This window comes from Lentilactobacillus kefiri, assembly GCF_009739535.1.
Classification (GTDB): Bacteria; Bacillota; Bacilli; order Lactobacillales; family Lactobacillaceae; genus Lentilactobacillus; species Lentilactobacillus kefiri.
The window spans coordinates 2,179,779-2,192,427 of sequence record NZ_CP029971.1; the positions used below are offsets into that span (position 1 = coordinate 2,179,779).

Genomic DNA, 12,649 nt, shown 5'->3' on the forward strand with positions numbered 1-12,649 from the left:
CCAGGCTAGAACCATTCTCCCTGTGATGAGAAGTAATTATCATGTCTCTTTGATTCATTGAATTTAGTATAGAGTTGCCCTTTAAAAATGTCAATTAAATTTGCAAATTAAACTGGCCGACGATTCTTTCCAGTCATCTCAACTTCACGTGACAGGAATTTGATCCGCTGCATCAATCGCTTGGCTTTCAAGGGTTCGTCGTCACCTTTTTGATTAATCCGCAAATGTTCCTGTTCAAGTTGAGCCATTGAAAAGTTTGATGTAAAGAATGTCGGTAATTGTTGCTGCATCCGATACTCCAAGATAACTCCAAGGACTTCATCACGGACCCATGAAGACATCGAATCTGCTCCGATATCGTCAATCATCAAGACTGGCGACTTCTTAATTACATCAATTTTTTCAGTTACGGTGTTATCGGTAATTGCAGATTTCATCTCCACGGCAAAGCTGGGGAAATGAACCATCGTTGTCTGAATATTATTATCAGCAAGTTCGTTGGCGATTGCACCTGTCAGATACGTTTTGCCGACACCAAAGGGGCCGTATATGTACAAGCCGGGATGAAATGTCTTGGGATTTGCTTTCATTTGGTCAATAAAATTCAGAGCCATTGAAAGTGCGGTAAAGCGATCGGGATCCGGATTAGCCGGATCAGCACCGTCAAATTCCGCAATTCTGGCATTTTTGATATCTTTTGGCATCGAAACTGTCCGAATGCGACGTGCCAGTGATTGATTACGCTGCTTTTCAATGACTTCAGGAGAAGCAGTATATGAAATGTCAATCAGGTGGTCGTTAATCACCAACTGTGGCAGGTATCCTGGAGCAAAAGACTTTTTCTTTTCTTTGATCTGATTTTTAACATTGACGTATTCGTAGAGTTTGGCGGCGGATCTGTCCACTGCGTCGTCAGCCAATTCATCTCGATGATCATTTAAAAATTTGGCAATTTCGGGATCATTCTTGATTTGGTTAATAATCTTGGTGAATCCTTGGCTGACGTTGCCGCCTTTGAATCGACGATCTTCCATTAACTTTTTAACAAAGTCACTTACTTTTTCCATTTATTTCACCTACTTCCGGGCTTTTTTAATTTATCAAGCTGTTCTTTGAGCTGCTTTTTCTGAGCTTCAGTTAACTGATTATTCGTTTTTGCTGCTGGTTTCGAATTCTGGTCATCCTTTGCCCAATCAGGCAAGGTCTCTTTAACATTAACTTTTCGCTGCTTGTATTTGGCAGCTCGTTGTTCGGCCTTCTTTTTAAGCATGACGGGTCGTTGCTTAATTTCGGCAATGGCTTTTTCGGCATCAACAATGTTGTGCTGTGACCAGTCATCGGCGATTGTCGACATCAGATTTTTATTCAGCGTTGAACGATTCTCCTCGACTAGCAAATAGTAAATCAAAATATTAATGACTTCATTTGGCAAGACCCGGAGATTGACCAGTTCCGACAACGTCCGCTGTTCACCACTGGTAACAATCCCGTGTTTTTGCTTTTTGATTTGTTCAAGGAAGGCAACCGGAGCCAATTCTTTACTAATTGAGATCAACTGCTCGGTAGCATTATTTGCGGATTTCGAAGTTGACTGATCGGGCTCTGATGACACTGGTTGATGGTCAATCGTGTCCGCCTGATGCTTATTAAAGCTATCGGCAATAATCGCCTTTAACTGGGGCTGATTGAGTTCATTGGTGCTCAGGTTGGTTGCCTTTTGAATCAGTTTGGCCATCTGAATTTCATCAATGCCATAGAGCAGGTGCTCGGACATAATGAGATCTCGGGCAGCCTTCACACTATTCACATCCACGTAGGAATTTTCAAGCATACTCAAGAGAAGCCGGAAGTCAAAGTGTTGACTGTCAGGCTCAAAATCGCTTTTATCGACACTGGCATTTGCCCGCACCACTTTTTGTTTAGCCTCGTTAACCGCACCTGGAATTGTTTTAACCAGGTTTTGCGGAACATTAAACAAATCCAACAACTTGGCGGAAACATCGGTTGTTTCTCCCAAATTGGGAGTTGGGGCAACCAAACGATCAACAATCTGCTGATACGTCTCATTTCCAACCTTGCCTAATAAAATAATCGACAAAATATCCGTTCGCAAAAACTGTTCTGCTGATAAAGGCAGATTCAGCGAATAGATCAAAACATCCTTCTTTTCGGTTGAAATTAAGGTGTTAATCAACTTAACAGCTTCCAGTTGCTTTCTGATGGCAACCAGATTTTCAATCTTACAGTTGAGCATACTTTGAATCTCATAATGTTTATGAAGGACCAATTGATTATGATCGTCCAAACTCATCGACCACAACAAATTGTATAATGCGATTGCTTTTTCACCAATAATTGGTTGATACAAATTGGTAAGGACACTATGATCCAAGCTTCGATTGATATGGGCATTAATAACTAAATATTTGGTATCAGGCGTCAACTTATCCAGGGAATTCAACATTTATTTTCCCTCCGAGTTATCCTGATGCTTTTTCTTATCCTTTTCCATAATTTCTTTCAGCTCTTTATAAAAGACCGACATATCCTTAAATTGGCGATAGACACTGGCAAATCTGATATAGGCAATTTCATCCAAATTAACCAGATCCTCCATCACATATTCACCAATCTGCTGGCTGGAAACCTCATTTTCGCCAAGTGATCGGAGCTTATTTTCAACCCGATCAACCAAATTGGTAATCGCATCCATTGAAACCGGTCGTTTTTCGGCAGATCTGACAATTCCTTTTAATAATTTTTCTCTGTTGAATTCTTCACGGTTACCATTTTTCTTTACAACCAACAATGGGGTGACTTCCACCCGTTCAAACGTTGTAAATCGAAAACCGCAGTGTTCACACTCTCTTCGTCGTCTGATCACCCGACCATCATCTGTAGGCCGGCTGTCAACAACCTTTGAGCCGTTATATCCGCAATGAGGACATTGCATGGCGTTCACCTCGTCTATTTCATTTCATTTGCCAACCAATTATCGACTTGGAGCAGCGTTTGTTCGGCTGTACCAGAGTTATAAATAATTGTATCAGCCAAATTGCATTTTGTCTGCAACGGCCATTGGTTTTGAATTCTCTTATTAGCATTCACAATACTCAGTTTATTGCGTTTCATCAAACGGTGCAACTGCGTGACCGGATCAGTGTAGACAACGACCAATTCATCGACTAAATGGGCATAGCCGTTTTCAAATAAAGTTGGCGCATCCAGAACCGTCAAAGGAACCGACTGATACGCGGCGAGTTGTTTAAAGATTTCCGATCGGATAAAGGGATCAATAATTCTGACCAACTGCTTCAAATCACTGGGATTATTGAAAACAATTTTGCCTAATTCCGATCGGTTTAGTGCCCCGTCGGAAAGGATGATCTGCGGGCCAAAGGCTTTAACTAAAGCTTCAAGTCCCGGCGTTCCCTTTGCTTCTACTTTGTGAGTGACCAAGTCGGCGTCAATCACTGGAATACCCTTTTTTTGTAGATAGCCGCTCACGAGCGATTTACCGGTCGCGATGCCACCAGTTAAACCAACTAATTTTGTCATTTCTTAACACCACGCAACCGTTGACACTTCGGGCAAAAGTGCGTGCCTCTTTGGGCCAACTTGATTTTAACGATTTTGGTTCCACATCGTGGGCAGGGTTCACCCTCTCTGCCATACACATTTAAGTGATTTTGAAACTGTCCAGCTTCGCCGTATGCAGTTGAATATGAATGAACGGTTGTGCCATGGCCTGCAATTGCTCTTGCCAGTTCGTCAATAATGTTCTTTCGTAAGACTTTAATCTTTGCGAGACTAATTGTATTGACCGGCTGTTTGGGGTTAATTTTACTCAACCATAAGACCTCATCGGCGTAAATGTTTCCCAAACCGGCGATGTTGCTTTGATCCAGCAGAAACGGCTTGATAACTTTCCGGCTTTTTGCGAAAATCCGCTTCATATACTCGACCGTCAAATCTTTTTCGGTTGGTTCCGGTCCAATGGTTTTCAAACCGGCAACCTGCATCTCGGTTCCAGTATCAACCAAGTTCATCCGCCCAAATTTTCGGGTATCGTTATACCTTAACTGACGCCCATCCGTTAAGTGGAAAATAATGTGCGTGTGCTTATCAATGGGCGATCCTTCCGGTTCAACATCGTATTTCCCTTCCATCCGAAGATGGGACACAATCGTCAAATGACCACTCAGGCGAATAAAAAGATATTTCCCCCGACGATCAATCTTTTCAATTCGTTTGCCACGAAGAGCTTCTTTAAAATCATCAGGAGGAAGATTAATCATTTTTGCATATAAAACGTCAACTGTTTTGATGGTACTTCCCTCAACTAATTGAGTCAGCCCGCGTCTTACAGTCTCAACTTCAGGTAATTCAGGCATTTTAGATCCCCCATTAATTCAAATTATTTTGCATCATACCATGTTTTACCCCAGTGGCTTTCAACCTTCAATGGAACGTGCAGCTTGATTGCCGAATCCATGACACTTGGAATTAACTTTTTGACAGTTTCCATTTCTTCATCTGGAACTTCGAAGATTAATTCATCGTGGACCTGGAGTAACATTCTGGTCTTCATATCTTTAATAGCATCTGCCATATTAATCATGGCAATTTTGATAATATCCGCTGCGCTTCCTTGGATTGGTGTGTTCATCGCGGTTCTTTCAGCAAACGAACGCAGGTTGAAGCTCTTGGCATTGATATCGGGCAAATAACGCCGTCTGTGGGCAATTGTTTCAACATAGCGGTGATTCCGTGCAAATTCCACAATATCGTTCATATACTTCTTTACGCCGGGATATTCTTCGAAGTAACGCTGAATAAATTGATGCGCATGCTTACGGGTAATACCGGTATTCTTTGACAAACCAAAATCACTAATACCGTAAACAATTCCAAAATTAACCGCCTTTGCCTGACGTCTCAAATCAGGAGTTACTTCCTCGTTGGAAGGCAATCCAAAGATTCTCCTGGCAGTAGTGGCATGAATATCTTCACCGTTTTTAAAGGCATCCTGCATGTTTTTGTCCTCAGTAATTGAAGCCAAAACCCGCAGTTCAATTTGCGAATAATCGGATGAAAAGATTTGCCAACCGGGATGCGATGGAATAAATGCTTGACGAATCAAACGGCCTTCTTCAGTTCGAACCGGGATGTTCTGTAAGTTTGGATCTACTGAAGACAATCGGCCGGTCTGGGTTAAAGTCTGCAAATATCTGGTGTGAACCTTGGAATCATCTTTATGAATCACCTTCAAGAGGCCATCAACGTATGTGGAAAGTAACTTGGCAATTTGACGGTAATCCAAGACATTTTGGACGATCGGTGCATCTGGCGCCAGCTTTTCCAAAACATCGACTGAAGTTGAATAGCCGGTTTTAGTCTTTTTCAAAATTGGCAAACGTAACTTTTCAAACAAAATCTTACCAAGCTGCTTGGGTGAACCAATATTAAATTCTTCGCCAGCTTCTTGATAAATTGTCTGTTGAATTTCTGCCAAACGCTCTTTGAACTTGCTGCCCATACTTTCAAGAGTGGCAGAATCCACTTTAATGCCGTTGATTTCCATTTGGGCCAATACAAACGCAATCTTAATTTCAATGTCGCGATAGAGCTTGGTTTGATTATGCTCGTCAAGATCTTTAAACATTTCATCGTGTAACTGATCAATCGCATTGACTTTATGAACCAAGTGGGACAAAAATTCGGGTGATTCAGTCTCAATCTTACGCTTGGCACCCTTGCCATAAACTTCTTCATCGGTTTTAACATTATAGAACCCGTGCAGATGGGCAACGGTTCCAACGTCATTACTATTATTAGTTGTATTAAGCAAATATGAGACCAGCAGCAAATCGAAGTCAACATTTTGAAGCTTGATACCCTGACGGTATAAGCCAACATAGGTCCGTTTGGCATCAAAAACGTTCTTCTTGATTTTCTGACTTGTCAGTAATCGTTTAACGTGGTCGTTTTCCAACAGGTCCGGGTTATTGGTTGCGTACCACTTGTCCCCTTGGCCAATGGCAAATCCCACTAACGGCGAGATATGATAATTTTCTTCGGACATCTCAAGATGAAATGAAACTTCGTCCGTAAACTGATCAAGCTCGGAGACGTTTTTTGCATCTAAAACGGTATATTGAATGGCCTTTTGATCATCAGCGTGATCATTATCATCAACTGACAATTTTGACAGAAATGATTTAAAGCCCATTCGCTCATAAAAATCAGTGAGCTTTTCAATATTATCACCTTGATATTTTAGTTTATCCAAGGAAATTGTAATGGGTGCCTCACGATTAATCGTTGCCAAAGTATGAGCTCTTTCGGCCTGCTTTTGATCGTTAATCAAATGTTCTTTTAATTTTTTGCCTGAGACCTGATCAATATTCTTATAAAGGTTTTCAATCGTGCCAAATTGCTGAACCAGCTTAACGGCAGTCTTATCACCAACTTTTTCGACACCTGGATAATTATCAGAGTTATCACCCTTCAGACCTTTAATCTCAATAATTTGACTCGGCTTAACACCGAGCTTTTCTTCCACGTGTTTTGGTGTGTAGGTTTCCAATTCTGTCACACCTTTTTTGGAAACCTGAACGGTTGTCTTGTCGGAAGTCAGTTGCGTTAAATCGCGGTCTCCAGTCACGATAACAACCTTATAATCACCGGCATCTTCAGCTTGCTTCGCCAACGTACCGATAATATCATCGGCTTCATAATTGGGCAGCTCATAAGTTTGAATGCCACGGTCGTTCAGAAGTTCTTTGATAAATGGGAATTGTTCTGATAATTCAGTCGGCGTTTTTGCCCGACCACCCTTATAATCCGCATACATTTTAGTTCGGAATGTAACTTTACCAGCATCAAACGCCACCAGCACGTCGGTTGGCTTTTCAGTAGTTAAAACCTTGTCCAGCATCCGATTAAAACCAAAGATGGCGCTGGTGTGCAGGCCGGATGAATTTGTAAATTTATCCATGGCAGTGTACAAGGCATAAAATGCTTTAAAAGCGACACTATTACCATCGATTAATAATAATTTCTTAGTCATTGACTTCTCCTCTGATGAAAACTATTACTTTAATTTTACCACGACAGATAACAAAAAACGATCAACCAACTCAATGGTTAATCGTTCATGATTGTTTTAAAAATTAACGCTCGTTATTACCGAAAATTGAAAGTAATTGGATAAATAAGTTAACGAAGTCCAAATACAATTGCAAAGCACCGAAGACTGCCAAACCAGTCATCGAAACTTCGCCATTGCCAGCATATTGATTATACATTTGCTTCATCTTCTGAGTGTCATATGCAGTCAAGACAGTGAAGATAATGACGGCAATGATTGAGAGGACAAATGAAATCATCGAGCTGCGAAGGAAGATGTTAATAACCATCGCAATTACCAATGCGATTAATGCGGCAGTTGCCTGCGCACCCCAACAATCCAAACTTTTATTGGTCACTAGACCAACAGTTGTCATCGTAATAAAGATTGCCGAAGCAGAAACAAAGGCTGCTGCGATAGAAGCACCGGTATATGCCCAAGCCACGGTGGCAAACACAAAGCCACTAAGAATGGAATATAGCATTAATACCGTAAATGCAAGTGTCGGCCGTTTCAATGCCTGAATTGAAATGATAATTGGCAAGAAAAACCATAAAATCACTGATCCCCACATAACACCTCGATGAGCTGCAATGTAAACAGCCATTCCACCGGCAACAGAACCACTAACCAAAAATGCGGTTGCTGCTGAAACCAAGACGGCCAGACTCATCCAGCCATACATTTTCGTTAAGAAGGTATTCAACCCGGCAGCGTTGTTAACGACTTTCCGAGCTTCCGGTTGTTCATTTGGATAATTGTTCATTAAATCCGCTCCCTTTTATTTGTAAGTTTGAACACCATTCAGATTATGAAACAGCATTCATACCTATACTGTTAAGTAATTTTACCAAATAGAAGCCATTAATCAAGTAATTACCACCCAATTAACAGCTTCTATAAGATATCTTAATTAGTTTTCTTAGTTAAATGGCTCAAGAGATCCTCATATGATTTTTCATACTTTTGGATATCTCCGGCACCCATGAAGATAACCACATCATTATCGTAATCCAATAATGGTGACATGTTATCAACAGATAGGATCCGACCACCTTTGGTAATCTTCTTTGACAAATCTTCACTTGAAACCTTGCCGTGACTTTCACGTGGTGAGCTGTAAATTGAAGTCAAGAAGACTTCATCAGCAAGATTCAAACTCTTGGCAAAGTCGTCCATTAACGCAATCGTCCGACTGAACGTATGTGGTTGGAACACAACCGCAATCTGTTTGTTTGGATATTCTTGGCGAGCAGCATCAATAGTGGCTTTAATTTCAGTTGGATGGTGAGCATAATCATCAATAATCGTCATGCCGGCAATCTTGCGTTCAGCAAATCGGCGCTTAACACCTTGGAATGTTTTTAATTCTTTACGAATTTCATCAAGGTTAACATCTTCGAAATATGCCACCGCAACAACAGCTAATGAATTGAAGATATTGTGTTCACCAAACAATGGAACAAAGAAGTTTCCTAGGTCTTTGCCTTTATATGTGACATTGAAGCTTGAACCACTAGTTGTCCGCTTAACGTCAACAGCTTGGAAATCATCTGTATCATGCAAACCATAGTAATAAATTGGAACCTTGGCTTTTAATTGACGAAGCCGCTTGTCATCGCCCCAGGCAAAAATGCCTTTCTTAGTCTGATTGGCAAAGGTTTGAAAAGCGCTTTGAACGTCATCAATACTCTTGTAGTAATCAGGATGGTCAAAATCGATGTTTGTCATAATGGCATAATCAGGTTCAGTTGCCAAGAAGTGACGACGATATTCATCGGCTTCGTAAACAAAGAACCGGGCATTTGGAACACCCTTACCGGAACCATCACCGATTAAATAATCAGTTGGTGCAATTCCTGAAAGAACGTGTGCCAGCAAGCCAGTTGTACTTGTCTTTCCGTGGGCACCGGAAACACCGATACTCGTCTTTCCCTTGATAATTTTACCAAGGAATTGGTGATAACGATAAACAGTCAGGCCCATTTCCCGAGCTTTTTTGATTTCTGGATGGTCATCAGTAAATGAGTTGCCGGCAATAACCGTCAAACCTTCATGAATGTTCTTTTCATCAAAAGGTAATAGTTTAATACCTGCTTTTTCAAGGCCTCGTTGAGTAAAAGTGTACTGATCAATATCGGATCCCTGCACTTTTTCGCCACGATCATGCAAGATCAAAGCCATTGCGGCCATTCCTGTTCCTTTAATTCCTACAAAATGATATACAGTATCTGAATTCATTCGACATCCTACCTATCCCATTATGTTATTTTTGATTATTGTGCTGTGATTCCGGAGCTGGTCCATTTTCCGTCGGCTTATAGTACACAGTCCGCGGTTTTGAACCCTGTTGCTCTGAAACCAGATCTTTTTCCTGCAAATGATCAATAATGTTTGCAGCTCTATTATAACCGATTGAAAATACACGTTGAAGCTTTGAGGTAGAAATTGTGTTTTCATTTGCAATATATTTCAAAACTTGGGGCATTAATCGGTCTTGTGAACTTTCTTCAGAACTGGATTTTTTTAAACTATCCGGTGTGAAAAGATATTTTGGCTCATCTTGTTGGCGAACAAAATCAACAATCCTGTCAAGCTCCTGATTGGTTACAAACGCTCCTTGAAGTCTGACAGGCTGATTAGCGCCACTACCCAGATATAGCATGTCCCCACGGCCAAGCAGACGCTCAGCCCCGGCAGAATCCAAAATCGTTCTGGAATCAACCTGACTGGAAACCATAAATGCAATTCTGGTTGGAATATTATTCTTAATTGTCCCAGTCACAATATCGACACTTGGACGTTGAGTGGCAACAATTAAATGAATACCGGCTGCCCGAGCTTTTTGAGTAATTCGAACAATGTAATCTTCAACTTTGCTTGAAGCGACCATCATCAAATCGGCTAATTCATCAATGATCACCAAAATATAAGGCATCTTTAATCCATATTCACCAGACTTTTCGGCGTCACGATTGAATTGTTCAATGTTCTTTGCCCCAGCAGCTGCTAATTTTTCATAACGCTGGTCCATTTCCTCAGTGACCCATTTCAAAGAAGCTGCGGCCGTCTTTGGATCTGAAATAACGGGTGACAGCAAATGTGGAATTCCATCGTAAGGGGCTAGTTCAACGGCCTTAGGATCAATTAACAATAAACGTAATTCTGAAGGCGTTGCCTTATACAATAAAGAAACCAGCAGACTATTGATAAAGACACTCTTTCCAGATCCTGTCGCTCCGGCAATCAACCCATGAGGCATTTTCCGAACATCAGCTGTTCGAGGAACGCCAGATAAATCAACACCCAGTGCGGTGGTTAATGGAGACTGACTGTTTTTGAAATGATCAGTTGAAATCACTTCAGATAAAACAACCGGCCTTGGTTTAGGATTGGGGATTTCAATACCAACGGTGGTTTTACCTGGAATTGGTGCTTCAATCCGGATATCTTTGGCAGCCAAAGCCAGCTTTAAATCATCGGTCAAATTTGTAATTCTGCTGACTTTAACACCAAGAGCCAATTTAACTTGGAACTGGGTAACTGTGGGTCCGTTCGTCCATGCAACGACCTTGGCATCCACTTTAAACGCGGCAAATGTCCGGTTTAAAATATCAGACTGATGGGAAATCCATTCGTCAATCGAGTCCGATTCAGCTACCTGTGGTTTTGATAATAGTGAAATCGGTGGGAAATGATAGCCCCGTTCATCACTTGTCACAGCTGGGATGTGATTCTGCTCTGATTCTGTTTGAGACGCAACAACTTTTTCCGACGGAACCGGCGCTTTATCAGATGCTGAAGGTGTATCACGATGTTGAGTATGAAACAAAGAAAGGTCAGATTTACTGGCCTGTTCCTTGTTAATAATGGTATTAAGTGATTGCCCCAGTCCTCTATGATTCAAGGATCTGCGCCTATGCTTCGATAATCGTTGACTCGCTGAATGTGGGCTTGCTGAATGATCCGCAGATAAATGATTGTTGGTAGATCGCGGTAACGACGTTTGCTTCATTTCAGTGGTTTGAACTGGATAAGAAGTTGGTAAATCTTCCGGTTCTTTTGCCTTTGTTGGTTCTTTCGATTGTTCTTTTGGTTCATCAATTGTTGCCTGTTTATCGGCAATGACAATTAAATCATCATATGTAATCCGCAGCCGGCGGGTCAACTCATCATACAAATGATGTTGACGACGCTGCTGGCTGAGAAAATAATTCGTTTTAATCTGCTGCTTACGTTTATCAGATTTTGATCGCTTTTGAGGCTTGAAATTCTTAATCTCTTTTAGAAATGCAGGTGTTTCATCCCCATGGTCCGAATCCCGCTTAAGAATATTTGCCGCCCGCTTGTCTTGGGTGTCATCAAAACGTGGTGTTTTAAATTGTTTAGTAACCTTTTTTTCGCGAGGAGCTCTTGAAATCCCCTTTTTACGAAAAAAAGCTGGTCCATCATAATGCTTCATAGTTCATCCACCCAAAATAGTTTAGTCAAATAAATGTTGTGCCTTTTGAAAATCAAAAGCAGTTCCAACTTGGTAATCATCAGGCAAAATCAATGCACCAGGAACTTGAGGTGCATTGGGAATATGCAGTTCCCGGCCGGAACAAATCATGCCGTCACTCTCAACGCCATGCAGTTCACCAGGCCAGATAATTTGTCCGTTAGGCATCATTGCGCCACTAAGAGCAACAACAACTTTGATGTTCTCACGCATGTTTGGAGAACCACTGACGATTTGAAGATCTTTACCATTTCCAATATCGGTCTTGGTAATCTGCAAATGGTTTGCATGTGGATGATCTTCAACTGACTTCACATAGCCAACAACAAACTTGGGCGCGTCATCATAGACAATATCCCCAGAGAATCCGTGTCCGTCAAGATACTGATTTAACTTGGCTACCTGATCTTGGGTTAATGAAACTCGGCCATTTTCTTTTACAATTTCAGGAAGAATTTCACTTGCTTTTAAAAAGTTGTACCCCAGTGTTTGATTATCTTCAGTTGAAAATATTCGGGCAACATGATCATGAATTGTAACGTCTTGTGCGGCAGCATCGGGATTCATGATGAGAACCATTGTGTCGCCTGTATTCTTGGGGTTATAACTGGCTATTAACATTTAAAAATTCCTTCCAACAATAAATTATTTTGCAACGGTACTTGATAATGAGTTGATAAAGTTTTCAACTTCAGCTTTTGTCTTACGGTCGCCATTATTAAAACGACCAATTTCCTCGCCGTCTGAATAAGCAACGAAACTTGGAATTCCCATAATACCCATTTCACCGGCAAGATCGATATTTTCATCACGATCAACCATCAAAAAGGTATATTCAGAATATTCGGCTTCAATTGCTGGCATGGCAGGCTTGATAAAGCGGCAGTCTGGGCACCAGTCAGCGGTAAAGAACAGCATGTATTTGCCATTTTTAAGTTCTTGGTTGAGATCATTTAAGTTCGTTTTTTGTAATTTTTTCAAAGTAATCATCCTTTCACTTACTAATGTAAAGTACA

11 protein-coding genes are annotated in these 12,649 nt (G+C 41.1%); all 11 read right to left on the reverse strand.

Annotated elements, in window-relative coordinates; translation table 11 throughout:
- Positions 1–107: 107 nt before the first annotated feature.
- Positions 108–1,067 carry a primosomal protein DnaI gene (dnaI, locus tag DNL43_RS10400; protein ID WP_056981238.1) on the reverse strand — a complete coding sequence of 320 codons (960 nt, stop codon included), beginning with the start codon at positions 1,065–1,067 and terminating at the stop codon, positions 108–110.
- A gap of 5 nt (positions 1,068–1,072) precedes the next feature.
- Complete coding sequence (locus tag DNL43_RS10405; RefSeq protein ID WP_054768956.1) at positions 1,073–2,464, reverse strand: replication initiation and membrane attachment family protein; 1,392 nt, start codon at positions 2,462–2,464, stop codon at positions 1,073–1,075.
- Positions 2,465–2,953: a transcriptional regulator NrdR gene (nrdR, locus tag DNL43_RS10410; RefSeq protein WP_056981236.1), complete on the reverse strand. Its 489-nt coding sequence runs from the start codon at positions 2,951–2,953 to the stop codon at positions 2,465–2,467.
- Between the two features lie 14 nt (positions 2,954–2,967).
- On the reverse strand, positions 2,968–3,558 hold the full coding sequence (gene coaE / locus DNL43_RS10415) for a dephospho-CoA kinase (protein WP_056981232.1): 591 nt from the start codon (positions 3,556–3,558) through the stop codon (positions 2,968–2,970).
- A complete protein-coding gene (mutM, locus tag DNL43_RS10420) occupies positions 3,555–4,394 on the reverse strand; it encodes a DNA-formamidopyrimidine glycosylase (RefSeq protein WP_054768955.1) in 840 nt (279 codons plus the stop codon). The genes coaE and mutM overlap by 4 nt, the downstream gene beginning before the upstream one ends.
- Before the next feature lie 23 nt (positions 4,395–4,417).
- Positions 4,418–7,072: a DNA polymerase I gene (polA, locus tag DNL43_RS10425; protein WP_109249024.1), complete on the reverse strand. Its 2,655-nt coding sequence runs from the start codon at positions 7,070–7,072 to the stop codon at positions 4,418–4,420.
- 103 nt (positions 7,073–7,175) lie between these two features.
- The gene (locus DNL43_RS10430; protein ID WP_056981229.1) at positions 7,176–7,898 is read right to left on the reverse strand and encodes a Bax inhibitor-1/YccA family protein; all 723 of its coding nucleotides are present in this window, start codon (positions 7,896–7,898) and stop codon (positions 7,176–7,178) included.
- Between the two features lie 143 nt (positions 7,899–8,041).
- Positions 8,042–9,373 carry a UDP-N-acetylmuramate--L-alanine ligase gene (gene murC / locus DNL43_RS10435; protein WP_056981227.1) on the reverse strand — a complete coding sequence of 444 codons (1,332 nt, stop codon included), beginning with the start codon at positions 9,371–9,373 and terminating at the stop codon, positions 8,042–8,044.
- Between the two features lie 25 nt (positions 9,374–9,398).
- Positions 9,399–11,594, reverse strand: coding sequence for a DNA translocase FtsK (locus tag DNL43_RS10440; protein ID WP_056981225.1), 2,196 nt, complete (start codon positions 11,592–11,594; stop codon positions 9,399–9,401).
- Between the two features lie 21 nt (positions 11,595–11,615).
- Positions 11,616–12,254 carry a YtpR family tRNA-binding protein gene (ytpR, locus tag DNL43_RS10445; RefSeq protein ID WP_054768954.1) on the reverse strand — a complete coding sequence of 213 codons (639 nt, stop codon included), beginning with the start codon at positions 12,252–12,254 and terminating at the stop codon, positions 11,616–11,618.
- A 24-nt stretch (positions 12,255–12,278) separates the two neighbouring features.
- Positions 12,279–12,614, reverse strand: a complete 336-nt coding sequence (locus DNL43_RS10450) for a thioredoxin family protein (RefSeq protein WP_056981223.1) — start codon at positions 12,612–12,614, stop codon at positions 12,279–12,281.
- Between the last annotated feature and the right edge of the window lie 35 nt (positions 12,615–12,649).